Origin of the sequence: Streptomyces sp. TLI_185 (assembly GCF_003814765.1) — a bacterium.
GTDB lineage: Bacteria > Actinomycetota > Actinomycetes > Streptomycetales > Streptomycetaceae > Streptomyces.
This window is the reverse complement of the sequence record NZ_RKRB01000001.1, coordinates 4,057,490-4,082,655: the sequence shown is the minus strand read 5'-3', so window position 1 is coordinate 4,082,655 and position 25,166 is coordinate 4,057,490. Positions and strand designations below refer to the sequence as shown.

At 69.9% G+C, this 25,166-nt stretch carries 22 protein-coding genes and 2 tRNA genes; 13 read left to right on the top strand and 11 right to left on the bottom strand.

The features are described from left to right. Positions 1-26 precede the first annotated feature (26 nt). From EDD92_RS18600 to EDD92_RS18575, 6 genes are all read left to right on the top strand, one after another. On the top strand, positions 27-1,106 hold the full coding sequence (locus tag EDD92_RS18600; RefSeq protein WP_123970443.1) for an ROK family transcriptional regulator: 1,080 nt from the start codon (positions 27-29) through the stop codon (positions 1,104-1,106). A 266-nt stretch (positions 1,107-1,372) separates the two neighbouring features. Further along, a complete protein-coding gene (locus EDD92_RS18595) occupies positions 1,373-2,113 on the top strand; it encodes a hypothetical protein (protein WP_123965383.1) in 741 nt (246 codons plus the stop codon). An 86-nt stretch (positions 2,114-2,199) separates the two neighbouring features. Beyond that, positions 2,200-2,979, top strand: a complete 780-nt coding sequence (locus tag EDD92_RS18590; protein ID WP_123965382.1) for an HAD-IIA family hydrolase — start codon at positions 2,200-2,202, stop codon at positions 2,977-2,979. Between the two features lie 93 nt (positions 2,980-3,072). After that, positions 3,073-3,621 (top strand): hypothetical protein, encoded by a 549-nt coding sequence (locus EDD92_RS18585; RefSeq protein ID WP_123965381.1) that lies wholly within the window; start codon positions 3,073-3,075, stop codon positions 3,619-3,621. A gap of 4 nt (positions 3,622-3,625) precedes the next feature. Next, positions 3,626-4,291 (top strand): class F sortase, encoded by a 666-nt coding sequence (locus tag EDD92_RS18580; protein ID WP_123965380.1) that lies wholly within the window; start codon positions 3,626-3,628, stop codon positions 4,289-4,291. A gap of 863 nt (positions 4,292-5,154) precedes the next feature. Then, positions 5,155-6,168 (top strand): glycoside hydrolase family 6 protein, encoded by a 1,014-nt coding sequence (locus tag EDD92_RS18575; protein WP_123965379.1) that lies wholly within the window; start codon positions 5,155-5,157, stop codon positions 6,166-6,168. Positions 6,169-6,257: 89 nt separating this feature from the next. On the opposite strand, the gene EDD92_RS18570 is transcribed toward EDD92_RS18575, so the two are convergent. From EDD92_RS18570 to EDD92_RS18555, 4 genes are all read right to left on the bottom strand, one after another. Beyond that, the gene (locus EDD92_RS18570) at positions 6,258-8,195 is read right to left on the bottom strand and encodes a galactose oxidase-like domain-containing protein (RefSeq protein WP_123965378.1); all 1,938 of its coding nucleotides are present in this window, start codon (positions 8,193-8,195) and stop codon (positions 6,258-6,260) included. Beyond that, complete coding sequence (locus tag EDD92_RS18565; RefSeq protein ID WP_123965377.1) at positions 8,192-10,198, bottom strand: glycosyltransferase family 2 protein; 2,007 nt, start codon at positions 10,196-10,198, stop codon at positions 8,192-8,194. Before EDD92_RS18565 ends, EDD92_RS18570 begins: the two co-directional genes overlap by 4 nt. Positions 10,199-10,516: 318 nt before the next feature. Beyond that, positions 10,517-11,233: a FadR/GntR family transcriptional regulator gene (locus EDD92_RS18560; RefSeq protein ID WP_123965376.1), complete on the bottom strand. Its 717-nt coding sequence runs from the start codon at positions 11,231-11,233 to the stop codon at positions 10,517-10,519. Between the two features lie 491 nt (positions 11,234-11,724). Continuing rightward, a tRNA-Lys gene (locus EDD92_RS18555) sits at positions 11,725-11,798 on the bottom strand. Between the two features lie 187 nt (positions 11,799-11,985). On the opposite strand from EDD92_RS18555, the gene EDD92_RS18550 reads away from it, so the two are divergent. The 5 genes from EDD92_RS18550 (at position 11,986) to EDD92_RS18530 (ending at position 17,592) form a co-directional block, all read left to right on the top strand. Then, a complete protein-coding gene (locus EDD92_RS18550) occupies positions 11,986-13,290 on the top strand; it encodes a peptidoglycan-binding protein (RefSeq protein ID WP_123965375.1) in 1,305 nt (434 codons plus the stop codon). A 100-nt stretch (positions 13,291-13,390) separates the two neighbouring features. After that, positions 13,391-14,503 (top strand): SPFH domain-containing protein, encoded by a 1,113-nt coding sequence (locus EDD92_RS18545; protein WP_123965374.1) that lies wholly within the window; start codon positions 13,391-13,393, stop codon positions 14,501-14,503. Positions 14,504-14,641: 138 nt separating this feature from the next. After that, a complete protein-coding gene (locus EDD92_RS18540) occupies positions 14,642-15,247 on the top strand; it encodes a lytic polysaccharide monooxygenase (protein WP_123965373.1) in 606 nt (201 codons plus the stop codon). A gap of 127 nt (positions 15,248-15,374) precedes the next feature. Further along, a complete protein-coding gene (locus EDD92_RS18535) occupies positions 15,375-15,908 on the top strand; it encodes a DUF3592 domain-containing protein (RefSeq protein ID WP_123965372.1) in 534 nt (177 codons plus the stop codon). Positions 15,909-15,948: 40 nt separating this feature from the next. Then, a complete protein-coding gene (locus EDD92_RS18530; RefSeq protein WP_123965371.1) occupies positions 15,949-17,592 on the top strand; it encodes a long-chain-fatty-acid--CoA ligase in 1,644 nt (547 codons plus the stop codon). A 782-nt stretch (positions 17,593-18,374) separates the two neighbouring features. Here EDD92_RS18530 and EDD92_RS18525 read toward each other — a convergent pair. The 6 genes from EDD92_RS18525 to ehuB form a co-directional block, all read right to left on the bottom strand. After that, a tRNA-Lys gene (locus EDD92_RS18525) sits at positions 18,375-18,448 on the bottom strand. A 115-nt stretch (positions 18,449-18,563) separates the two neighbouring features. After that, a complete protein-coding gene (locus tag EDD92_RS18520; protein ID WP_123965370.1) occupies positions 18,564-19,322 on the bottom strand; it encodes an IclR family transcriptional regulator in 759 nt (252 codons plus the stop codon). A 213-nt stretch (positions 19,323-19,535) separates the two neighbouring features. Next, positions 19,536-20,312, bottom strand: coding sequence for an ectoine/hydroxyectoine ABC transporter ATP-binding protein EhuA (gene ehuA / locus EDD92_RS18515; RefSeq protein ID WP_123965369.1), 777 nt, complete (start codon positions 20,310-20,312; stop codon positions 19,536-19,538). A 10-nt stretch (positions 20,313-20,322) separates the two neighbouring features. Beyond that, entirely contained in the window at positions 20,323-20,973 is a 651-nt protein-coding gene (gene ehuD, locus EDD92_RS18510) for an ectoine/hydroxyectoine ABC transporter permease subunit EhuD (RefSeq protein WP_123965368.1), read from the bottom strand. Further along, positions 20,970-21,692: an ectoine/hydroxyectoine ABC transporter permease subunit EhuC gene (gene ehuC / locus EDD92_RS18505; RefSeq protein ID WP_123965367.1), complete on the bottom strand. Its 723-nt coding sequence runs from the start codon at positions 21,690-21,692 to the stop codon at positions 20,970-20,972. Before ehuC ends, ehuD begins: the two co-directional genes overlap by 4 nt. After that, positions 21,689-22,600: an ectoine/hydroxyectoine ABC transporter substrate-binding protein EhuB gene (gene ehuB / locus EDD92_RS18500; RefSeq protein WP_185124055.1), complete on the bottom strand. Its 912-nt coding sequence runs from the start codon at positions 22,598-22,600 to the stop codon at positions 21,689-21,691. The genes ehuC and ehuB overlap by 4 nt, the downstream gene beginning before the upstream one ends. Positions 22,601-22,647: 47 nt before the next feature. Here ehuB and EDD92_RS18495 point away from each other — a divergent pair, with 47 nt between their 5' ends. Beyond that, positions 22,648-23,148, top strand: coding sequence for a DUF3830 family protein (locus EDD92_RS18495; protein ID WP_185124054.1), 501 nt, complete (start codon positions 22,648-22,650; stop codon positions 23,146-23,148). Between the two features lie 30 nt (positions 23,149-23,178). Continuing rightward, complete coding sequence (locus EDD92_RS18490) at positions 23,179-23,763, top strand: hypothetical protein (protein WP_123965365.1); 585 nt, start codon at positions 23,179-23,181, stop codon at positions 23,761-23,763. Here EDD92_RS18490 and EDD92_RS18485 read toward each other — a convergent pair. After that, a complete protein-coding gene (locus EDD92_RS18485; RefSeq protein WP_123965364.1) occupies positions 23,744-25,147 on the bottom strand; it encodes an amidase in 1,404 nt (467 codons plus the stop codon). The genes EDD92_RS18490 and EDD92_RS18485 overlap by 20 nt on opposite strands. Positions 25,148-25,166 lie beyond the last annotated feature (19 nt).

Genomic DNA, 25,166 nt, shown 5'->3' with positions numbered 1-25,166 from the left:
CAGGAGCAGGGGCCGGACGGGCGGGGATGGCGGGCTCCGCCGGCGTCAATCTGCCGGTGCTGCGCAGCCACAACACGGCGCTCGTGCTCGATCTGCTGCGCACGGCCGGGGCGGAGGGCATCAGCCGGCTGGAACTCGCCGAGCGGACCGGGCTGACCCCGCAGGCCGTCAGCAAGATCACCGGACGGCTGCGGGACGAGGGACTGGCGACGGAGGCGGGCCGCAGGGCCTCGACGGGGGGCAAGCCCCGTACGGTGCTGCGGCTGGTGCCCGAGGCGGGCCACGCCGTCGGGCTGCACCTGGACCGCGACGAACTGCGCGCGGTACTGGTCGACCTCACGGGGACCGTGGTGGGGGAGCGGCGCACCTCGCTGGACCTGGGGGCGGGGGCCGAGGCCGTCGTCGCCGCGGTGGCGGAGGAGGCGGGCGCGCTGATGGTGGGGGCCTCGGGCGCCGGTTCCGTCCTCGGCGTCGGTGTCGCGCTCCCCGGTCCGCTCGACCACACCCGGGGTGTCCTGCACCGCGTGACCGGGTTCCCCGAGTGGGACGGCTACCCCCTGCGGGACGCGCTCGCGCGGCGGCTCGGGGGGCCGGTCGTCGTCGACAAGGACACCAACGCGGCCGCGCTGGGACTCGCCGTCGGGGGCGAGAGCGGGTCCTTCGCCTATCTGCATCTCGGTACGGGGCTCGGCGCCGGGCTGGTCATCGGCGGCGCCGTGCACCGGGGCGCCCGTACCGGCGCCGGGGAGTTCGGACACCAGGTCGTCCAACTGGACGGACCGCCGTGCGGCTGCGGCAACCGCGGCTGCATCGAGGCGCTGTGCCTGGCCGCGGTGGCCCGCGGCGCGTTCGACGAGGCGGCGCACGTCCTCGGCATCGGCGCCGGCAACCTGGTCGCACTGCTCGACATCGACCTCGTACTCCTCGGCGGCCGCACCATCACCGCCGCCCCGGACGCCTTCCTACGAGGGGTGCGCACTGTCCTCGTCGAACGCGCCGGCCGCCTCGGCGAGGTCCCGGTACCGGTCCGACTCACCTCCGGCGGCGTCGCCGAGGGAGCGGCACAGCTGATACTGGCAGGGCTCTTCAGCCCGTCCGCCGTTTGAGGGCGGGGCGTTTGCCGTCCTCGTCCCCACGCGCCCGCTGGGGGCCACCCAGCCCGTCCGGCGTTTGAGGACGAGGCCGTTCAGGCCGAAAGCGGGGGTCTGGGGGCGCAGCCCCCAGGGTCGGGACGGGAAGGGGCGGAGGGGGCGAAACACGCACGTGCGGACGGCGGCAGCCCACGCACCCATGCGCTGAACGAGCGGACCTGACGGCCCGTACGGAGCGGCACCGCTCCTCGCCCACCGGCACCCGGCAGAGTCACGTGTCCATGCGACCCTGCACGCCCGTCTCCCTCTGCCTGGCGGCAGCCGCCCTGTTCCCCGCGGCACCCCCGGCGCACGCGGCCCCCCTTCCCAGCTGCGCCGCCCCCGACGACCGCCGCTTCCCCCTCACCACCCGCATCCACGGTGGCCCCGACACCTACGAAGCGGGCGGCGGATACGGCATCTGGTATCTCGACCTCACCAACACCACCACCCGGACCTGCGGAAACATCCACCCGGTCGTCGTGCTCGTCGATGACAAGCACGCGCTGAAGCCCTCGCAGCCCCGCCTGGAGTTCTACGACGGCGCACAGCCGCACCCCGTCCAGTTCGAGACCACGGACGAGGACGAACTGGTCGGCGCCTTCGACGACGGCTTCCCCGGGTTCACCGTCGGCCCCGGACAGACCGTCACCGTGAAGATCCGCCTCGCGCTCACCTCGGACGCCGCACCCAACGAGGTCACCGCCGACGCCGCCGTCGTCCAGCGGCGGGGCGCCGACGGCGACTGGGTCGGACAGTCCAACGACTACGCCTTCCGCATCCACAACGACGCGAGCCCCACGCCCGGCCCCACCACCACGGGAACCGGCACCACCCCGCCCAGCCGCGCCCCTCGCCTCCCCTTCGCCGACGAACTCGCCCGCACCGGACTGGGCACGCCCGGCGTCGCGCTCGCCACCGCCGCGGTCCTCGTCACCGGCGGCGCGCTGCTGCTGGCCCGAAGGCAGCGCAGGCGCCGCTGAGACGCCCATTCCCCAAGATCCGGCTAGTGTCTACGCTGGGGGCGCACGCAGCACCGCGTACATGCGTACGGCAGGAGATCCCGCACATGGCAGACCGCAGGCCCATCGAGTCGTGGCTCACCGACATGGACGGTGTGCTCATCCACGAGGGCGTACCGATCCCCGGCGCCGACGACTTCCTCAAGAAGCTGCGCGAGTCCGGCAAGCCCTTCCTGGTCCTCACCAACAACTCGATCTACACCCCGCGCGACCTGCACGCCCGGTTGCGCCGCATGGGACTGGACGTGCCGGTCGAGTCCATCTGGACCTCTGCCCTGGCCACCGCCCAGTTCCTGGACGACCAGCGGCCGGGCGGCTCGGCCTACGTCATCGGCGAGGCAGGGCTCACCACCGCCCTGCACGACATCGGGTACATCCTCACCGACCACGAGCCGGACTACGTCGTCCTCGGCGAGACCCGGACGTACTCCTTCGAGGCCATGACCAAGGCCGTACGGCTGATCAACGACGGCGCCCGCTTCATCTGCACCAACCCCGACGAGACCGGCCCCTCCACCGAGGGCCCGCTGCCCGCCACCGGCGCGGTCGCCGCACTGATCACCAAGGCGACCGGCAAGAAGCCGTACTTCGCGGGCAAGCCCAACCCGCTCATGATGCGGACCGGTCTCAACGCCATCGGGGCGCACTCCGAGACCAGCGCGATGATCGGCGACCGCATGGACACCGACGTACTGGCCGGCATGGAGGCCGGAATGCAGACGTTCCTGGTGCTCACGGGGCTGACCCGGCCCGAGCAGGTCGAGAACTTCCCGTACCGGCCGTCCAAGGTCGTCGACTCCATCGCGGACCTCGTCGACCGGATCTGAAACCCTGCTTGACCCATTCGGAGCAATGCGGCCCCGCTGAGGATGCGGGGCACGGGCCCGCGGGGGAGTCTCCAGATATCTGGAGGTTTCACGATGGGTTCACTACGTCTCACTCTCTGTACAGGGGTCCTGGCCGTCTGCGCCCTCACCCCACCGGTGTACGCCGCCGACACGAGCGGAGCCGGCATCTCGGTGAGCCCCTCGTCCCCCGCTCCCGGGACGGACGTCGCGCTCCGGGTGACCGGCTGCTCCGCGAAGACGGCGAGCGCCGCGTCCAGGGCGTTCGTCGCGGACGTACGACTCGCGGCCGCCGACGGCACCTTCACGGGGAACACCCGCGTCCGCGCCTCCGCCGAGCCCGGCTCCTACGACGTGAAGGTCACCTGCGCCGGCTCCGTGACCACGGCCAAGATCACCGTCGTCCCCCAGTCCCAGTCCCAGTCGCAGCCGGCCTCGCACCTCCCGGCGTCCCCCGTCGCCCCCGTCCATGCGGGCGGCGGTGGCACCGCGCACTTCGCCACCGTGGATGTCCGCGAGGCCGGACCCGGCACGGGGCAGGAGGTCACCGGGCTGGTGCTCGTGGGCGCGGCCGTGGCCGCGGTGGCGCTCCTGAGCGCGCGCCGGAGCCGCGGAACGGACTGATCCCATGTCCGACGACGAACACTCCTCCGGCTCCGGGCGTCTCCTGATGGGTCTGACCTGGGCGGTGCTGCTGCTCGCGCTGTGGCAGTGGGGGCGGCAGGTGACCGAGGTACGGCAGGACCTGTCCGCGCCCGCCACCGGTGACATGGCCGCGGTCGGACGGCCGCCGGACACGGAACTCCCGCCCGCCGCCCGCCCGTTGGGGGACGCGCTGCCGCAGCGCATCGACATTCCCGACCTGGGCGTCCGGGCGCCCGTGGTGCCCCGCGGCCTGGACCGGCAGGGGGCGATCGATCCGCCGTCCTTCGACCAGGCGGACACCGTCGGGTGGTACGCGGGCGGGGTAAGACCGGGCGCCGCCGGTGCCGCGCTGATGGTGGGTCACGTCGACACCGAGACCCGGCCCGCCGTCTTCTACAAGCTGAGCTCCCTGCGGCCCGGCGAGACCGTCCGCGTCATCCGCGACGACGGCAGGGTCGCCGAGTTCACCGTCGACGACGTCCAGGTCCAGAACCGCGACCGCTTCGACGCCCGGCAGGCCTACGGCCAGCACCGGCCGGGACGCGCCGAGCTGCGGCTGATCACCTGCGGGGGCACCTTCGACCAGGACAGCGGCAGCTACACGGCGAACGTGATCGTCTCGGCGTACCTCACGGGAACCGGTCACTGACCCGCCCTCACCGGGACCGCCCCCACCTGGCCCGGCCGACGGCCTGCTCCCCCCGAAGCCGCCGACCGGGCTGGTCCTCAACCGCGCGCGCTCGGGCTGCGGGAGTAACCCGGCGACCGGCACGGGAGGTTCAGTGGGCCACAGTGGCAAGGACCGGCCGGGACTGGGGCCGTCTGAGACGACTCTAGAACGGATGAGCGCCAGAGCCTAGAGGCTGAATGACGCCAGGTTCCGTCACGGTGGCTCTCCGTCATACACGCTGTGACCGACGGTCCGCCGAGGGTCCCACGACGACCCTCCGGACCACCCCTGGGCTTCCCGGCGCAGCTCGTCGTCGTCCGCCCCGCTCGATCATCACCGCCTGCGCGACCCGGTTCAGCGGCAGTCGGCGCCGGCGTGGGGCCCATGACCCCCGCTGTCGGCGGTTGCCGGGAACCGTTCCTGGCAGCCGACCTGATCCGCCGTATGGGCCCTGAGCAGGTCTGCCGAAGTCCGCTGCGGTTCGGCAGCGCCCCAAAGGGGCGCGGGGCCCCGCGGCGCCAGCGGCTGATGTCACAGTCGATTTCCGGCTCCGCCGCCTGGGCGCGACCAGCCACGACAACGCCGCAGACGGCAGACGGCAAACGGCACATCGCCGCACATCTCGCGGAGCGCTCAGCGCCGTCGCCGGCCGGAGTTCCCGCGTGGCGCGGTGCATGACCGCGGACTCCCCTTTCCCCTTGCCGCTCGCCTTTGTTGAAGCGCGTGCCCACCCCCGCCATGGGGCTGTAACAGCTCGCCGACAAGGTTCGGGCGACCTCGTGGGCGAGGCGGGCCGTATGTCAGGATTGAGCCTTGGACCGGTGCACCCAAGGGGGAGTTGGATGTACGGCATGAGGGGGACCGGAATCAGGGCTTCCGCGGCGGTGCTGGGGGTGGCGCTGCTGGTCGCGGGGTGTTCCTCCGGGGGCGGCGACGACAAGGACGCCGGCGCGAAGATCACCCAACAGCCCAAGGACAGCGACCCGTTCTGGGTCAACCCGGACGGCAACGCGGCACGTCAGGTCGCCGCCTACGCCAAGTCCGGCAAGGACTCCGAAGCCGAGCAGATCCGCAAGATCGCCGAGCAGCCGACGGGCGAGTGGATCGGCCCGGAGAACCCCGAGCAGGAGGCCCAGGGCTTCACGGAGGCCGCCGACAAGGCCGGCCGCACGGCCCTTCTGGTCCTCTACAACATCCCGCACCGCGACTGCGGCCAGTACTCCCAGGGCGGCGCGGCCGACGGCGACGCCTACCGCTCCTGGATCGACGGGGTGGCCGCGGGCATCGGGGACCGCGCGGCCATGGTGATCCTCGAGCCGGACGCCGTACTGCACCTGGTGGACGGCTGCACCCCGTCCCAGTTCCAGGAGGAGCGCTACAGCCTCCTCAACTACGCCGTCACCAAACTCAAGTCCCTGAAGAGCACCAAGGTCTACCTGGACGCGGGCAACGCCGGCTGGGGCCACCCCGACCAGATCTTCCAGCCCCTCCAGCGCGCGGGCGTCGCCCAGGCCGACGGCTTCTCGGTCAACGTCTCCAACTTCTACACCACCCAGGACTCCATCGCGTACGGCAAGCAGCTGTCCGCAAAGGTCGGCGACAAGCACTTCGTCATCGACACCAGCCGCAACGGCAACGGCCCGTACACGGCAGGCAAGGCCGACGAGAACTGGTGCAATCCCCCCGGCCGCAAACTGGGCGAGACCCCGACCACGAAGACGGCGGACCCGCTGGTGGACGCGTACCTGTGGGTCAAACGCCCCGGCGAGTCCGACGGAACATGCAAGGGCGGCCCGAAGGCCGGGGAATGGTGGCCGACCTACGCTTTGAAGCTGGCGGCGGGGGCAGGTAGTTAGGGGCGCGGGGCTGTGACATTTGCGGCTCCGCCGCGTGGGCGCGACAAGCCACAGCGCTCCCGCACCCGACAAACAAACCCGCGGGAGCGCTACGGCACCTTCACCCACTGCGCCTTACTCGGCGTCCCCTGATCGTCATCGACAAACAGCATGTACCACCCGGACGTCACCAGATTCCGATTCTTCGGCACAGTAACCGTGATCTTGTCACCGGAAACCTTGTAGTCCAGCGCAATGGACCGTTGATCCACGTCCGTGACGTGGGTGGACGCACTGGGCCGAATCAACCGCACCTTCTTGATCGCTGAAGCCTGCGGAGACGTGAACGTCCCCGACCCGCCCCGAGCGATGGTCTGCGGTCCCCCGGACAGCGACGGCCGCGAATCCCGATAGAGATAGGGCGGGGTGTAAATCTCGATCCGCTGCTCGAACTTCCCCGGCTTGGTGTTCGCCTTGTCGCCGTACAGCGAGTCCGACCCGAAGAACATCACCCGCCCGTCCGGCAGCAGAATCGACCCGGAGTGGTAGTTGCGCCCCACCTCGGGATCGGCGACCTTTTTGAACGTACTGGTGTCCGGGTGATACAGCCGGGCCTGCAGGATGTTGGAGTCGCTGCGCCCGCGATAGTCCTCCGACCCGCCGGACACCAGCACCGTGTCGTCGGGCAGCACCGAGGACTGCGGGTACCGCGTCCCCTTCTCCAGCGTCGGCCCGTCCACGAACTTCGGGTTCTTGTCCTTCAGGTCGATCAGCCGTGTCCTGTTGCTGGACAGCTTGGACTCGCCGACCCCGCCACCGCCGATCACCATGTACTTCTCGTTCTGCGCCGGAGGCAGCAGCACCGTGCCGGACGTCTCCATCTTGCCCGCGTCGCTCAGCCCGGGCAGCTTGCTGAACTTGTTCGTATCGACGTCCCAAATACCCGGAATGCGGCCGACGTTGTCCGGCCCGTATCCCGCATTCGACCCCGAGTAGAAGATCTTGCCGTTCTGCATCAGGAACAGCGCCGGGTACGTCGGGAACTGCCGGATCGTCGACGTGTACGTCCACTTCTTGGTCTTCGGATCGAAGACCTCGTTCTTGCCCGGCACCAGCTGCCCGATGTCGTCGAGCCCGGACACACTGAGGATCTTGCCGTCGGACAGAGTCGTCAGCGTCGGATACCAGCGCGCCTCGTTCATCGGGTCGACCTTGATGTACTTCTCGGCGACCGGGTCGAACTCGAAGGCGTCCCGGATCCCCTGGAAGTCCTTCTTGTCGAGGGCGAGCTTCTGCGCGATGCCGTACGTGTTGCGTGCGTCGGTGCCGGTCAGGCCCTGGATCCGGTAGTTGTCCTGCGTACCGGTCTCGTACTTCGTACCGCTCTTCTTCGCCTCGACGTAAATGCGCCCCAGACCGGGGTCGTTGCGCAGGAACTTGCCGGTCTTCGGGTCGAAGACCTTCTTCGCGCGCGGCACGAGCACCGGGTCCTTGGACACGAAGGTCTTGCCGTTCTCCTTGCCCGTGAACTTCGTCCCCGCGGGCAGAGTTATCGGCTTGTCCGGGTTCTCGTTGTGCACCACCATCAGGCCGCCGGCCTTGGTGACGTCACCCTTCAGCTTCTCGTACCGCTTCGTCCCGCCCGCGATCAGCAGATTGCCGTTCGCCAACTGCGTGTGGCCGGTGCAGAACAGGTCCTTCGGCGTCGGGATCTTCTTGATCGTGCCCTTGAGCGGGTCCCAGATCCGGGTGTCGAACTTCTTCGCGTTGAAGTTGTCCTGGTTGTTGCCCGAGCCCGCGATCAGCAGCACCTTGCCGGTGCGCAGCAGCGCCGCATGGATGGTGTCCTGGCGGTATTCCGGCGGGAACTCGATGATGTCCCAGTGCCCGTTGTCCGCCTTGTACTCGGGTCTGTTGATCTTGTACTGGTGGTATTTCTCGGAGCCGACGCGGTAGAGCCACGGCCCGTTCATCCCGGCCAGCGCGAGCACCACCGCCGTGCCGATCGCGAGTCGACGGGCGCGGCGGCGGCCTGCACGGTCGTTCATTCCTTACGTCCCCCAAATCCACCGAGAGCGATCTGCATCGTCTGGTCGTTGCCTGCGCCCGGGCCCCCGCCGGAGGCGGCCCAGGTGGGCTTGTGCCCCGAGCCGTGCGGCGAGTGCGGCGCGTGCTGCCCGGGCAGCGGCTTCGGCTGGTACGCCGTCGCGGGCGCCGCCGAGTCCTGCGGCTCCTCGTAGAGCGGCGCGGGCGGCTGCTTCTTCGCCTGCCTGAGGCCGTACCGCCAGGCGAAGATCGGCGACGCGGTGATCAGCAGGGCGAACGTCGCCCAGATGATCATTGCCGGGTGCGAGTGCCCGAGTGTGAAACCGGCGGCGATCGAGCCGCCGAAGACCAGGATGAAGAACAGGTGGATCCGGAAGGTCCCGAACAGCGTGTCCGGGCTGGCCGATTCGCCCTTGGGTGTCACCACGAACTTGCTCTTGCGGCGCAGCACGGTGTCCATCAGGGAGCGTGCGTAGATCGGCGCCGAGAGAGCCGACATCACCATGCCCGCCACGCCGCCGGAGCCCTCGGGCTCGTGCGGGGAGACGTTGTGCCGGCGGTTCCAGACGTACAGGCCGATCTGCAGCGCGGACGCGTTGCCGTACAGCATCAGCCAGACCGTCGGGTCGATGTTCACACCCGAGGCGCCCAGGCCCAGGAACAGCGCACAACTCAGCGCCGCCAGGATCCAGTTGAGGGCCGACATCGGGTAGAAGATGATCATCATCGTGTAGTTGAAGAGCTTGCCCGGAGGCAGTGAGAACCAGCCCTTCCAGTACTGCTTCAGGATCGTCTCGTACGTGCCCCGGGACCAGCGCAGCTGCTGTGTGAAGAAGTCCGTCCAGGCACCCGGGCCCTCGCCCACCGCGAGCACGTCCGGCGTGTACACCGACCGCCACTTCTTCCCCGTCGCGGGGTTCCTGTGCCGGTGGATCTCGAAGCCGGTGGCCATGTCCTCGGTGATCGAGTCGTACAGGCCGCCGATCTGCTTGAGCGCCTTGATGCGTACGGCGTTCGACGTACCGACGAACATCGGGGCGCCGTAGCGGTTTCCGGCCCGCTGGATGAGGGCGTGGAAGAGGAACTGCTGGGATTCCGCCGCCTTGGTGATGGGGTTGTCGTAGTTGCCGTACACCTGCGGGCCGATGACGAAGCCGACGTCCGGGTCGCGGAAGAAGCCGAGCATCCGCTCCAGGTAGTTCGGCAGCGGCACGTGGTCGGTGTCCACGGAGGCGAAGAAGTCGTAGTCGTCGCCGTGCGCTTCGAGCCAGGCGTTGTAGTTGCCGTGCTTGGTCTTGGCGCGGTGCGGGCCCTTCTTCTGGTTCCACTTCTCGACGCCCTTGCGGGAGAAGTGGTGCACGCCGAGGCGCTCGCAGACCGCCTTCACCTCGGCGTCGTCGCCCTCGTCAAGCAGCCAGATGTGCAGAAGCCCCCGGTGGCGCAGCCGCACGGCCGCCTCCAGGGTCTTCGTCACCATCTCCAGGGGTTCCTTGCCGGGCACGTACGTCGTGATGAACGCGACTCTGGTGCCGGTCTCGGGCACCACCGGGATCGGGTCGCGGGCGACCAGCGTGGCGTGCGCGTTCGACAGCACGTTCATGCAGCGGAAGAACTCGATCAGACCGATCGAGACGAGCATCACGACGTCCAGCGCCGGCAGGAAGCTGAAGGCGGGGTACTCACGTTCGGTCCAGTGCTCCGGCTGCAGCAGCCAGCCGAGCAGGATCAGCGAGAGCAGCGGCGCCGCGCCCAGCATCAGGGCGGCGCGCAGCCGGTGCGGCTCCTGCGAGAGCAGCGAGCGGTACTGCACCTTGTACGGCTTGTTCGGGTCGGGCTGGGTGAGGGGACCGGCCAGCCGGCTGTAGTGCTCGTAGTCGTATCTCGGCAGTGTCTTCTTGATGCGGCGGAACTGGCCCGTCTGGCTGTTCCGCTGCGATGGCATCCTCAGCTGGGTGGTTTCTGACGGGTCGAAGTTTTGCCGGGCGCCCGTCGGCGTCGACGTCATGAGTCATCCCCCCACACGCAGGTCAACCGCGTGTTGTGTTGGTTCCTTCCGCCCGCGGTCGAGTCCCCCTCGACTCGCCACGGACGTATCAGTGACCGGCCGCAGTCACCACACTTTCCACACCCAGAGACATGGAACCGCGACCTTCCGGTTGCATGATGCCCCCCTCGGCATCCGCTCGTGAACGGGGCCCCCTATCCCCGCGAACCCGGCAACCGCTTACTTGTCCCCCAACTGCCGCTTATCCGCAGCATCTTGGAAAACAGGGTTCTACGGCGTTCATCATGATCGCAAGATGCGAAACGCGGTGTTTACCGGTCATACGCGTTCATTGTGGCGCGTGTGGGGGTCCTGTGGACCAGTTGTGGACAGCCGGGTGCGGATGTTGCCGAAGTGCTTTCTTATCGCCTCCTCCGCCCGTACCGAGTCGCCCGACCGCACCGCGTCGAGGATGTCCCGGTGCTGCCTGCAGGTGATCTGGTGGTCGGGTGGTGCGCCGCCCAGATCCGTCTGTACGCGGTGGAAGGCGTCCCAGAACGCCTCCAGGACCTCGCCGAGGAGCACGTTGTCCAGCCCCCGGTACAGGGTGGCGTGAAAGGCGCGGTCGGTGTCCGCGAGGCCGGCGCCTCCTTGCGCGGCCTGGTGTTCCATACGGTTCACGAGGGCGTCGAGTTCAATGAGGTCCGGCTCCGGGATCCGCCCCGCGAGCCGGGAGACGAGCCCTGTCTCGACCGCCTCGCGCAGCTCGAGCAACTGGAGCAGGGAGTCCTCTCCCCGGTAGTGCCCGGCGACCGTGCGGAAGGCGAGGCCCTCGATCATCGGGGCCAGCGACATCGGGCCGACGTACGTGCCGAAGCCGTGCCGGATCTCCACGATGCCCATCGCCTGCAGCGCCTTCAGTGCCTCGCGCACCGAGTTCCGGCTCGCGCCGAGGAACTCCATCAGCTCGGGCTCGGTCGGCAGCGGGGCCCCGGAGGGCAGCCTGCGGTCGATGATCAGCTTCTTGATCCGCTCCTGGAGGTCACGCGCTGCCATGGCCAGAGGGTATCCGGCCAAGCGCTCCGCGGAAGTGGCTCGATGGGCCGTCGAACGCCTGCGGCGCCGTCGTGACTGTCCGCGCCCACGCGGCGGAGCCGCCGCTTGCCACAGCCCCGCGCCCTCAGGGACTCTCGCTTCCGCCGAGGGCCTTTGCTGTCTTTGTGCCGCCGGGGACTCGACCCCCGGCCCCGCTGCTGGTCCATTTCCCGGGGCTGACTCCCGGGCCCCCAGCCGCCTGTGTGGCGTCGGGAGGAATCCGGCGTGCTGGGGTGGAGCCCAATGGCGAAGGCCCCGGCGCTTGCGGAGGGCCTTGCTGTCTCTGTGCCGCCGGGGACTCGAGCCCCGGACCTGCTGATGCTGCGTCTCCCGGGGGCTGCCCCCGCGGGCCCCCAGCCGCCTGTGTGGCGCCGGGAGGAATCCGGCGTGCTGGGGTGGAGCCCGACCCAATGGCGAAGGCCCCCCGCGCTTGCGGAGGGCCTTGCTGTCTGTGCGCCGCCAGGGACTCGAACCCCGGACCCGCTGATTAAGAGTCAGCTGCTCTAACCAACTGAGCTAGCGGCGCCTGCTGACGTTGTAACTCTACCGGACGGCCGGGGGTGCTCCGGACCACCCGCCCCCCTGGCCCCCCGGGTCACGGACGGCCCTTGTACATCATTCGGACCGTCAACATGCGCGTCGGGAAGAGGGTTGGGAAACTGATCATCGTGGACAGGCGCGGTCATTTTCATCTGGAGTGTGAGGGGAATCGCATGGCGACTCCGGTATTCGAGGAATTCGATCCGGCAAGCGACTGCGACTGCCCGGGATGTGCGCACTGGCGGAGTGTTCTGCCGTTTTCGCGGGCGGGCCGGCACCCGGCGGCCCGCAGGGCAGTGATCGTGGCGGCCGCCGCGTCCGCGGCCCTCGGCGCGGGGCACGTGGCACCGGCGTTCGCCGCCCCGCAGGTGCCGCCCGGACCGGGCGTTTCCGCAGGCAGCGAGGTTGCCACCCCGCAGGGGCCCCGGGCCCGGCTGCACGGCCGCAGCGGGCCGCCCATCGAGCCCGCGAGTGAGGTCAGGGCGCCCCAGACCACCCGCGCGGAGATCATCACCCGGGCCAAGAAATGGGTCGACGCGAAGGTGCCGTACAGCATGGAGGCCTACTGGTCCGACGGTTACCGGCAGGACTGCTCGGGCTATGTCTCGATGGCCTGGGGGCTGCCCGGAAACGAATGGACGGGCACCCTCGGCCAGTTCGGGGAGCGCGTCAGCAAGGAGGAACTGCAGCCCGGCGACATTCTGCTGTTCCACAATCCGCAGAACCCGGAGAGAGGCTCGCACGTCGTCATTTTCGGCGGCTGGAAGGACTACACGCACACCTCGTACCTCGCCTACGAGCAGCGGCCCCCGCGGGCCCGCCGGAAGGACACCCCGTACGCCTACTGGAACCAGTCGAACCGCTATGTCCCCTACCGCTACAAGGGGCTCAAGGAGGACGCGGCGGCGGGTCCGGACAAGCCGAAGCCGCCGGCCGCCGCGACGCCGTACCCGGGAGCGGCGTATTTCGGCCCCGGCGCGAACAACAAGTACGTGACCCAGCTCGGGCAGATGCTCATCGCGCGCGGTGCCGGGCCGTTCTACACGTTGGGCCCCGGCCCGCGCTGGTCGGACGCGGACCGCCGGGCCACCGGGGCCTTCCAGCTGGCCCAGGGCTGGAAGGGCGCCGAGGCCCGCGGGTTGCCGGGGCCGCTGACCTGGGAGCTGCTGGCGTCGGGCGAGGGCAAGGACATCGCTGCGGTCGAGGCGCCGGATCCGCAGGTGCCTTCGTCCCACGGGGTGCCGGGCTACCCGGGACGGGCGATGTTCCGCCCGGGCGCCTCCAACCCGTACGTCACCCAGCTGGGGGAGCAGCTGGTGAAGAAGGGGTTCGACAAGTACTACACGGCCGAGCCGGGGCCGGCGTGGGACGAGGAGGACCGGCGCAACGTGGAGGGCTTCCAGCGCTCCCAGGGCTGGCGGGGCGGCGCGGCGGACGGTGTCCCGGGCCCGGAGACCTGGCGGCGGCTCTTCTCCTGAGCGGTTCCGCCGGTACCGGCTCCCTGTCTTCCCGGCGGTTTGAGCGGTTTGTTTCGACCCATCTGTTGTGACGCATCTGGCGCGGAGGCTGGAGGCACGCATGAGTACGACGACCACTTCACAGACGCCCGAGTCCGAGGGGCCGGGCAGACCCGGTCGCCTCATCCAGAACGAGGCGACCACCGAGATCCCCGTCCATCTTCTGTTCCGCGACGAAGCGGCCCCGGTGTCCGTGCCGCTCAGGCCGACAGTGGTCGGCCGACGGCAGGGGACGGGCGAACAGCCGCGGTTCCGGCGCCCCATGCCGGCGACGCCACGAGCCGCGCCCGAGGTCGACCCCGACCTGGGAGAGCGGCCCGCCAGGGTGCTGCCCGCGACGGCGGGCGTGCTCGCCGGGGCCTGCGGAGCGGCCGGCTGCGTGGCGACCTCCTGGTGGGCCGGGGTCCTGCCGTCCCTCGCGGTGACGGCGCTACGGCTGCCGGCGGAACCGGGCGCCGGGCTCGGCCCCGCGCAGTGGGCGGCCTACGCGGGCGCCGCAGTGCTGGGCTTCTTCGGGTTCGGCGGCCTCGCGCGCGGCCGGACCGGACGGGCCTGGGTGCTCGGGCTGTACGGCCGCTACCGGGGCACCGTCCGGCGCACGGGCCTGATGTGGGTCAACCCGCTGCTGCTGCGCCGCCGGGTCGACGTACGGCTGCGGCACTGGCGCAGCGAGGAGATGCCCGCGGCCGACGGCAACGGGGTCGCGCTGCGCGTGGTGGTGCTGGTGGTGTGGCGGGTGCGGGACACCGCACGGGCGGTGCTGGGCATCGAGGACCACGAGACCTATCTGCGCGAGTGCGTGGAGGCGGCCCTCGCGCGGGTCGCGGTGGAGGCGCCCGGTGCGTCGAAGGGGTCGGTGGAGGTGGTCACGGAGGCGCTGACGCGGCTGACGGCGGCGGACGCGGCGCCGGTCGGGCTCGAGGTGTTCTCGGTGCAGCCGGTCCGGGTCGAGTACGCCCCCGAGGTCGCCGCCGCGATGCAGCGCCGCCGTATCGCGGCGCTGGACGCGGAGCAGCGAGCGACCGTGCTCACCTCGGTCGTCGACTCGGTGGAGGACACCGTGACCCGGCTGACCGTGCGCGGCCTGGTGGAACTGGACGACTACGAACGCAAGGCGCTGGTCAAGGACTTGACGGTGGCGTTCTGCGCGGGGCGGGGAGAACCCGGCACGTGATGGGCATGGGCTTGGGCTTGGGCATGGGCATGGGCATGCCTTTCATATGGACACAGCCAAGTAGTGGCAATAATCTGAGACTTGGTCTAGACCTGCACGCCTCATGGAACTTCCCCCACGTTCTTCAGGAGCGGCAGCATGCGCAAAAAGGCCAAGTGGTACGCCGCCGCGCTCGGACTCACCACGGCAGGAGCCTTCGTGCTCTCCGCCGGAGGCGCGAGCGGCCACGGCTACACCGACCTCCCCGTCAGCAGGCAGAAGCTCTGCCAGAACGGCACCGTGACCAACTGCGGTGAGATCCAGTACGAGCCGCAGAGCGTCGAGGGCCCCAAGGGCTTCCCCGCCGCCGGACCGGCCGACGGCGCCATCTGCTCCGGCGGCAACTCCCGCTTCTCCCAGCTCGACAGCCCGAAGACCCCCTCGGGCGGCGCCTGGCCCACCACCAGGGTGACGGGCGGGCAGAGCTACACGTTCCGCTGGCAGTTCACCGCCATGCACGCCACCACCGACTTCAAGTACTACGTCACCCGGCAGGGCTGGAACCAGAACCACAACCTGGGCCGCTCCGACCTCAACACGACACCGTTCCTGACGGTGCCGTACAACGGGCAGCGTCCCCCGGCCACCCTCTCCCACAGCGGCACGCTGCCGTCCGGGCTGAGCGGCCACCACGTCATCGTCGCCGTATGGACGATCGCGGACACGGGCAACGCGTTCTACGCCTGCTCGGACGTCACCTTCTGACCCCGAACGCCGCCCTACGGGGTCCCTCGGATCTCTGAGCCTTTCTTGAGCGAAACCCGCACTACCCGCGGGTACGTTCCTGGCACGCCGACCGAACGGTGGCGGCGTACCCAGACCGGGGGACCTCATGGACGTGTTCTTCTACCTCGTACCCAGCCTCATGATCGCCATCGCGCTCACTGCCCTGATCGGCCTGATGCGCCGCGCCCGGCGCATCCACAGCGCCTGGAACAGTGGGCTCACCGCCGAGGCGCGCTGCCTGAACACGTACACGACGACCAGCGGGGGCGGCGGCGACACCTCCGTGAGCACGACCCTCCACCACGTCTACGAGTTCACGACCCGCGAGGGCCGCGCGGTCCGGTTCGAGGAGAGCAACGGGCCGCGGACGATCGTCACCGGCGACATCGTCACGGTGCGCTACGTGGCCGAGCATCCGGAACAGGCCACGGCGAGGCCGCCCCAGCCCGGCCGGCTCCTGGCCGAGCAGGGCTGCATGCTGGCCTTCTTCGGCGTGTTCATCGCCTTCTGTGTCTTCTTCATGCTTGCGTTCAACCTGATGTCGGACGGCTTCGACTCTCCCTTCGGCTTCGGCGACGGCGACGGCGTGGACGACACCACCAACACCGTCGTCGTGGACGGCGTCACGATGACCCCGTGACCCTCCACATCTGACGGCCCATCAACTACCGTGCGCCGTCATGGAGTCCAGGGAGCCCACCAGGCGTACGGTCGCGGAACTCGTAGCCGAGCGGTGGGGCGACCACCGCCCCGGCCTGTGGTGCGAGGACCTGGTCCTCACCCATCACGAGGTGGCCGCCGGCGCCGCGGCCCGCGCGGCCCTGCTGGCCGACCTGCTGCCGCCCGGCGCCGAGCCGCATGTGGGTGTGCTGCTCGACAACACCCCTGAGTACCCGCTGTGGCTGGGCGCGGCAGCGCTCGCGGGAGCGGCGGTCGCCGGGATCAACCCCACCCGCCGGGGCCCGGAGCTGGCCCGCGACATCCTGCACACGGAGTGCCGGACGGTCATCACCGAGCGCGGCCACCTCCCGCTCCTCACTGGCCTCGAACTCCCCGGCGTACGCCTCCTGTTGACCGACAGCGAGGAGTACGACGACCTGCTCGCGTCGTATACGGACGCCGAACCGGACGCCTCCCGGGCCACCCCCGACGACCGCCTCCTCCTCTACTTCACCTCGGGCTCGACCGGTGCCCCGAAGGCCGCGATCTGCACCCAGGGGCGCCTGGCCGCCGCGGGAGCCTCGCTGGTCGGCCAGTTCGGGGTGCGCCCCGACGACGTGCACTACATCTGCATGCCGATGTTCCACGGCAACGCGGTGATCGCCGACTGGGCGCCCGCGCTGGTGGCCGGCGCGGGCGTGGCGCTGCGGCGGCGCTTCTCGGCGTCGGGGTTCCTGGCGGACGTACGGCAGTACGGGGCGACGTACTTCACGTATGTGGGGCGGGCCGTGCAGTACATCCTGGCCACCGAGGAGCGCGCGGACGACCGGGACAATTCCCTGCGGCTGGGCTTCGGCACGGAGGCGGGCACCGTGGACGCGGCGGCCTTCGAGCGGCGGTTCGGGGTGCGGCTGGTGGAGGGGTACGGGTCGTCCGAGGGCGGGGCGGCCGTGCAGTGGTCGCCGGGCACGCCGCCGGGTGCGGTCGGGCGGGCGGCGCCCGGGCTCGTCGTACTCGATCCGGAAACACGCAAGGAGTGCCCGCCCGCCGTGTTCGACGCGGCCGGGCGGCTGCTGAACGGGGACGAGGCCATAGGGGAGCTGGTGAACCAGGGGTCGAACCCCTTCGAGGGGTACTGGCGCAACCCCGCGGCGGAGGCCGAGCGGCTCCGCGACGGCTGGTACTGGACCGGCGACCTCTTCTACCGGGACACCGACGGCTATCTCTACTTCGCCGGCCGCACCGACGACCGCCTCCGCGTCGACAGCGAGAACCTGGCCGCCGCGATGATCGAGAACATCCTCGCCCGGTACGAGGGCGCCGACGCCGTCGCCGTGTACGCGGTGCCCGATCCGGTGACCGGGGACCAGGTGATGGCGACGATCGCCGGAAGCTTCGACCCGGCCGGTTTCGCCGGCTTCCTGGCCGCCCAGCCGGACCTCGGGACGAAGATGGCGCCCCGGTTCGTGCGGGTCGTGGAGCGCATGCCGGTCACGGCCACGAACAAGATCCACCGGGCCCAGCTCAGAAGGGAGGGCTTCCGCTGCGCCGACCCGGTGTGGTGGCGCCCGCCCGGCGAGCAGACGTCCCCCTACCGAAGGCTGACCAGAAAAGACCGGGAAGCCACCGAAGGGCCTCTCGCCCCCACGAGAGACCCCGCCTGAGGGCGCGTGGGCGGCGAAGCCCCCACCGCGCGCGGTGTCACAGCCGTGGGCTGACTTCTTCACCCTGCGGCCACGACAGCAGCCGGTGTAAGGGGATGTGGGTGGCGCAGCCCCCACAACGCGCGGCGAAGCCGCGCAAAAACAACGATGGCGAGGCCGGTTCGCGCTTTCCGCGAACACGCCTCGCCATCGCCATCGTGCGCCGCCAGGGACTCGAACCCCGGACCCGTTGATGCTGCACCCCCTGGGGGGTAACCCCCAGACCCCCAGCCCCCTGCAAGCCCCGGGGGGACCTGCCCCAAAGGCGAAGGCCCCCCGCACTCGCGAGAGGCCTTCACCGTTTGTGCGCCGCCAGGGACTCGAACCCCGGACCCGTTGATGCTGCATCCCCTGGGGGGTAACCCCCAGACCCCCAGCCCCCTGCAAGCCCCGGGGGGACCTGCCCCAAAGGCGAAGGCCCCCCGCACTCGCGAGAGGCCTTCACCGTTTGTGCGCCGCCAGGGACTCGAACCCCGGACCCGTTGATGCTGCATCCCCTGGGGGGTAACCCCCAGACCCCCAGCCCCCTGCAAGCCCCGGGGGGACCTGCCCCAAAGGCGAAGGCCCCCCGCACTCGCGAGAGGCCTTCACCGTTTGTGCGCCGCCAGGGACTCGAACCCCGGACCCGTTGATGCTGCATCCCCTGGGGGGTAACCCCCAGACCCCCAGCCCCCTGCAGGCCCCGGGGGGGCCTGCCCCAAAGGCGAAGGCCCCCCGCACTCGCGAGAGGCCTTCACCGTTTGTGCGCCGCCAGGGACTCGAACCCCGGACCCGCTGATTAAGAGTCAGCTGCTCTAACCAACTGAGCTAGCGGCGCATGACTCACGCCAGCCGCGTTCGCACGTTTCCGTGTCTCGCGGGTGGCGACGAAGAAAATACTACCTGGTCCGGAGGGGTGCTTCGGACCACCGGTGGGTGTCGTCCGGATCGCCCTAGATCGCCAGGGACAGCAGGACCGGCGCCGCGTTCCGGTTCAGGGTGTCCGCGGCCTGGCGGAGGCGGTGGGCATCCTCGAGGGGGAGGGAGAGGGCCAGGCAGCCGACCGAGGAGCCGGCGCTGATCGGGACGGCCGCGCAGACCGTGCCGACCGCGTACTCCTGGAGGTCCAGGTGGGGCACGGTGGGCGGCTGGGACTCCAGGCGGGAGAGCAGGAGCCGGTCGCTGGTGATCGTGCGCGAGGTGAGGCGGGCCAGCTTGTGGCGGGAGAGGTGGTCGCGCCGGCTGTTGTGGTCGAGCTGGCCGAGGAGGCTCTTGCCGATCGCGGTGGCGTGGGCGGAGTACCGGAAGTCGACCCACTCGTTGACCACCGGGGTGGTCGGGCCGTCGGCGTACTGGGTGATCTTGACCTCGCCGTCCACGTACCGGCTCAGGTACACGGCCGCGCCCACCGAGTCGCGCAGCCGGTCCAGGGTGCGCTGGAGCTTTTCGCGCAGCGCCTGCTCGCGGCCCTCTGCGGAGCCGAGGCGGGTGAGGGCGTCGCCCGTGACGTAGGCCCCGTCGGTGATCTGCTCGACGTAGCCCTCGCGGCGCAGCATCCTCAGGAGGGTGGTCAGCCGCTCCGGGGTGAGGCCGGTGAGCCTGGCGAGTTCGGTGTCGGTGACTCCGGTGGTGTGCCGTGCCACGGTCTCCAGGACGCGCAGGGCGTCCTGGGCCGAGTGGTACGGCGCGGTCGGCTCGTGCTTCAGCGCCACGGTGGTCCCCCTGCGCTCGCTCTACAACTGGGCCGTATTGCGGACAGCGAATCTCTTCCACGATAACGGTCAAGCGGCTTGTTGTGAGCGGTTGTTGACGAGATTAAGACCCCGGCGCACGGCTCTCAGCAGGGGCGCAGGCACTCTGGCATATGCCACTGCCATGACCCGGCGCCGGGACCTCGCAGATTGACCGACGTTCAACTCCTGACGTCAGAGCACTGCGCTCAGAAATTCCCGGGTCCGGTCCTTCTCGGGGTCGCTGAAAATCTTCTCCGGCGGGCCGGCTTCGATGACCCGGCCGGAGTCGAACATCAGCACCTGGTCCGAGATGTCCCTTGCGAAGTTCATCTCGTGAGTCACGCAGAGCATGGTGATGTCGGTGGTGCGGGCGATGTCCCGCAGCACGTCGAGCACGCCCGCGACCAGCTCCGGGTCGAGCGCGGAGGTCACCTCGTCCAGGAGCAGCACCTGCGGCCGCATCGCCAGTGCCCGGGCGATCGCCACCCGCTGCTGCTGGCCGCCCGAGAGCTGGGTCGGACGGGCGCCCGCCTTGTCGGCGAGGCCCACCAGGTCGAGGAGTCCGCGCGCCCGCTCCTCCGCCTCGTCCTTGGACAGGCCGAGGACCGTGACCGGGGCCTCGGTGATGTTCCGCAGCACCGACATGTTCGGGAAGAGATTGAACTGCTGGAACACCATCCCGATCTTCTTGCGGACCTCACGGATCTGCTTCTCGGGAGCCGGGAAGAGCTGCTGGCCGTCGACGGTGATCGTGCCCTCCTCCGGCTTGGTCAGCGTCATCAGCAGCCTGAGGATCGTCGTCTTGCCGGAGCCGGACGGGCCGATCAGCGTGACGTGCTTGCCGGAGTTCACGGAGAAGTCGAGCCGGTCGAGGACCGTGTTCGAACCGAACCGCTTGGTGACGTGGTCGAAGCGGATCAGTTCGCTGCCGTCCACCGGCGGGTTGGCGCTCGCGTCGGGTTCTTTCATCAGAGGGGTGTCAGCGGACAAGGCGTCGCTCCAGGGCTCGTACGAGAAGGGAGGCCGGATAGGCGATGAAGATGAAGGCCACACCGATGACCGTCAGGGGCTCGGTGAACTGGAAGTGCTCCTGGGAGAACAGGCGCGCCTCGCCGAGCATGTCCATGACGGTGATCGTCATCAGGATCGGTGTGTCCTTGAGCATCGCGATGACGTAGTTGCCGAGGGCCGGGACGACCCGGCGGATCGCCTGCGGCAGCACCACGGCGGTCCAGGTGTGCCGCACCGGCAGGTTCAGCGCGGTGGCCGCCTCCCACTGGCCGGCCGGGACCGCCTCGATGCCGGCCCGGTAGACCTGCATCGTGTACGTCGAGTAGTGCAGCCCGATCGCGCAGATACCCGTGGTCAGCGCCGAGAACGTCACGCCCCACTCGGGCAGCACGTAGAAGAAGAAGAACAGCTGCACCAGCAGCGGGGTGTTGCGGATGAACTCCGTGACCACCCCGACCGGCCAGCGCACGAAGCGGCTCGGCGTGCGCATCAGCAGCGCCCACACCAGGCCCAGCGCGAACGAGATCAGCGAGCCGAGGGCCAGGATCTGCAGGGTGACCAGCAGTCCGTCCCAGAACTTCGGCATGAAGTCGGCGACAGCGCCCCAGTCCCATTTCATCCGAGCGAACCTCCCGCGCCCACGCCGGTCGTCTCAGGACGACGCAGCTCCTGCTCGGGCGTGCGCCCGACCGGCTTGCCCAGCCCTGCCTTGAGCTTGCGTTCCAGTCCCCGCATCCCTCGCGTCAGCAGGAACGCGATGACGAAGTAGATCAGCAGGACATACGTGTAGATCTCCGCGCTCTGCTGCAGCGCCAGGCGCACCAGGTTGGCGCTGAACGCCAGGTCGCCCATGCCCGTGACGGACACCAGCGCGGTGCCCTTGAGCAGCTCGATCAGCAGGTTGGAGAACGGCGGGATCATCTCCGGCACCGCCTGCGGCAGCAGGACCAGCCGCATCCGCTGCCAGGGCGTGAAGCTGAGCGCGATCCCGCCCTCCTTCTGCGCCGGGTCGACCGAGTTCAGCGCGCCGCGCACGATCTCGGCGCCGTACGCCCCGTAGGTCAGCCCGAGGGCGAGCGTGCCGGCCCACAGCGGGACCAGCTGCCAGCCGAACGCGACCGGCAGCACGAAGAACACCCAGAAGATCATGATCAGGGCGGAGGTCCCGCGGAACACCTCGGTGTAGAGGCCCGCGAGGAAGCGGACGATCCACAGCCGGTGGGTGCGGGCCATACCGACCCCGAAGGCGACCGCCGCGGCCACCAGTCCGCTCAGGACCAGCAGCTGGACGGTGATCCAGATTCCGTGAAGTACGAGTTCCCAGAGTCCCGAGGTCATCCGCCGCACAGCTCCTTCGCGGTCAGATCGGTCATCTCGGCCTTGGTGAAGCCGAACGGCCGCAGAATGCGGAAGAGTTCGCCGCTCTTCTTCAGCTTGTGCAGCTCGACGTTGAAGGCGTCGCGCAGCTTGGTCTCGGTCGGCCGGAAGGCGAAGGCGCCGCCGTCGACATGGGGCTTGCTCTTGACGAGCGGCGCGAAGGCCTTGGTCGCCTCGGCCTTGGCGGACTTCTTGACGACTTCCCGGGTGGTGAGCGCCGTACCGGCGAACACGTCGACGCGCCCGGCCTCGACGGCGTTCAGCCCCGCCACCTGGTCCGGCACGATCAGGATGTCGCTCTCCTTGTAGCCCGCCTCGACGGCGTACTGGATCTCCGCATATCCGGTCCCGGTGGCGAACTTGGCCTTCTTGGCGACGATGTCCTTGTAGTCGTGCAGCCCCTTCGGGTTCCCCTTCCGCACGATGAAGGAATCGAGCATCTGGTAGTCCGGGTCGGCGAAGATGACCTGCTGGCAGCGCTCGGGATTGACGTACATCCCGGCCGCCACGACATCGAACTGCTGCGAGTTCAGCCCCGGAATCAGCGACCCGAACTCGGTCGGCACGGGCTGCACCTTGTCCACGCCCAGCCGTTTGAAGATGACCTTGGCCAACTCCGGCGCCTCGCCGGTCAGTTCGCCGTTCTTGTCGATGTACCCGAAGGGGATCTCACCCGCGATGCCCAGCCGTACGACACCTGCCGCCTTCAGCCGGTCGAGCAGATCCCCGCCCTCCGTCGTCGAGGCGGTCGCCACACGACTGCAGCCCGCAGCTCCCAGCACACCGAGCGCCGCCACCCCCGCGAGCAGCGACCGGCGTGTGGTCCCGGGCGTTTCTCTGTCGTTCTCGTTCCCAATTGGTGGAGCCATGGCGGCGCGGCTACCCGAGAGCATGCGATGTATGCACCATGGGATGCATGGCTGACCGCTACATCGAAGTCTCGCTGGTCAAGCGCGGAATCTCCTGCACGGCAAAACTGCTGGACGACCGCGCCCCCGTCACCTGCGCGGCCGTGTGGGACGCCCTTCCCCTGGGCAGCGACGTCTACCACGCGAAATACGCCCGCAACGAGATCTACGCCCTGTTCCCACCATTCGCGACAACCGAGCCACCCCTGGAAAATCCGACAGTCACCCCGATTCCCGGAGATCTCTGCTATTTCTCCTTCGCGGGAACGGAACTCGGCACCAAGGCATACGGCTACGACCGCGAGGTCCGCGCCGGTACGACCGTCGTCGACCTCGCCCTCTTCTACGAACGCAACAACCTGCTGCTGAACGCCGACGTCGGCTGGGTGCCGGGCATCGTGTGGGGCCAGATCGTCGAGGGCCTCGCGGAGATGGCTGAGGGGTGCAACGACCTGTGGCGGTCGGGGGCGGCAGGGGAGACGCTCAGCTTCCGGCGGCACCCGGGATAGAAACAGCCGATCCTCGTGCAGACTTGGGCCATGTCGAACACGATCGCCGGCCTGCTCGGTGGTGTCGTCGGAGCGCTGATCTCGGCCCTCGCCATGTTCCTCGGACCGTTGGCCCATCAGCGGCAGGCGGCTCGGCACGAGAGGGACCGGGCGGGTCGTGAGGAGATCCGGATCCAGCTGCAGCGGGTCGCCCGGGTGCGTACGGCGATGCGCGACTGGCACGACTTCCTCAACAACGTCCTCGCCGACCTGGACGCCGGCCGCTCCGTGGACGCGGAGCGGTTCGTCTCGGAGTCCAAAGCCATGAAGAAGGAGGCGAGAGCGGCTTCCGACGAGCTTCTGGGCGGCGGACTCTGGCTCGGATCACAACAGTTCGGCGCCTTCGACCAGGTGACGGGCGTGCTGCGCACCTTCACCAGCGGGATCACCGACAGGGACGGTCACACGCTGCGCGCCGATGAGCTGCCGCGTGAGCGGGTGCACGGCTGGAGAGAGAGCCTCTTCAGCTCAAGGGCAGAGCTGAACGAAAGACTCCTGGCCTATGTCGACCGGCTGCAGGGCACGCCGGTCGACATGATCGACACCGCAGGGCCGGTCAGGCGGCCGGGGGAGTGATCCCCGCCTCGTACAGCGCATGCGCCGCCCGCAGCACCAGACCGTCGCGGTGCCGCGCCCCCACGAGCTGCAGACCGATCGGCAGACCGTCCCCGTCCGTCCCGACCGGGACGGTCGCCGCCGGCTGCTGGGTCATGTTGAAGGGGTAGGTGAACGGGGTCCACCCGGTCCAGCGCCGGTGGCCGGAGCCCTTCGGCACCTCGGCGCCCGCCTCGAACGCGGTGATCGGGAGCGTCGGGGTGACGAGGAGGTCGTAGGACTCGTGGAAGCGGCCCATGCGGCGGCCGAGTTCCATGCGGACGTCGACCGCGGCGAGGTAGTCGAGGGCGGAGAGGCGGGCGCCCGTCGCGCAGATCTCCCTCAAACCAGGGTCGAGCAGCTTGCGCTGTTCGGGGCCCAGTTGCTGGGTCACCCGGGCCGCCCCGGAGAACCACAGGGCGTGGAAGGCGTCCACCGGGTCGGTGAAGTCGGGGTCGGCCTCGGTGACGTACGCGCCGAGTTCGGCCAGCCGCTCCACCGCCCGGCGTACCGCGGCCGCCACCGCGGGCTGCACCGCCACCTGGCCGCCGAGGGACGGCGAGTAGGCGATCCGCAGGCCCTTCACCCCGCCGGACAGTCCGGCGACGAAGGAGTCCGGCGCGGCGGGCAGCGCCGACCAGTCGCGGTGGTCGGGCACCCCGATCACGTCCAGGAGCAGCGCCGCGTCCGCCGCGTCCCGGGTCATCGGGCCGACGTGGGCCAGGGTGCCGAAGGCGCTCGCCGGGTAGAGCGGGACGCGGCCGTACGTCGGCTTCAGGGCGAAGATGCCGCAGAAGGCCGCCGGGATACGGACGCTGCCGCCGCCGTCCGTGCCCAGCGCCAGGGGCCCCGCGCCCAGCGCCACGGCCGCCGCCGCGCCGCCGCTGGAGCCGCCCGCGGTGCGGGTCGGATCGTACGGATTGCGGGTGACCCCGGACCGCGGCGAGTCCGTGACGCCCTTCCAGCCGAACTCGGGGGTCGTGGTCTTGCCGATGAACACGGCTCCCTGCCCGCGGAGGCGGGCGACGGAGGGGGCGTCCTCGCCCCAACCACCGCGCTCGGAAATCGTCTTGGAGCCCTTGAGGGTGGGGGCGCCGCGCAGCAGGATGATGTCCTTGACCGTGGTCGGGACCCCGTCCACCAGCCCCCTCGGTTCGCCGCGCCGCCATCGCTCCGTCGACTCCCGGGCCTGCGCGAGGGCCTCGTCGGCGAGCAGCCGCACGAAGGCGTTCACCTCCGGCTGGATCCGCTCGGCCCGCTCCAGCGCGGCCCGTGTGACCTCCTCCGGACTGAACTCGCCCTTGCGGTAGCCCTCGACGATCCGTACGGCGGTCAGCTCGGTGAGGTCGAGGTCGAGGTCCGTCATCTGCCCTCCATCGCTCGGC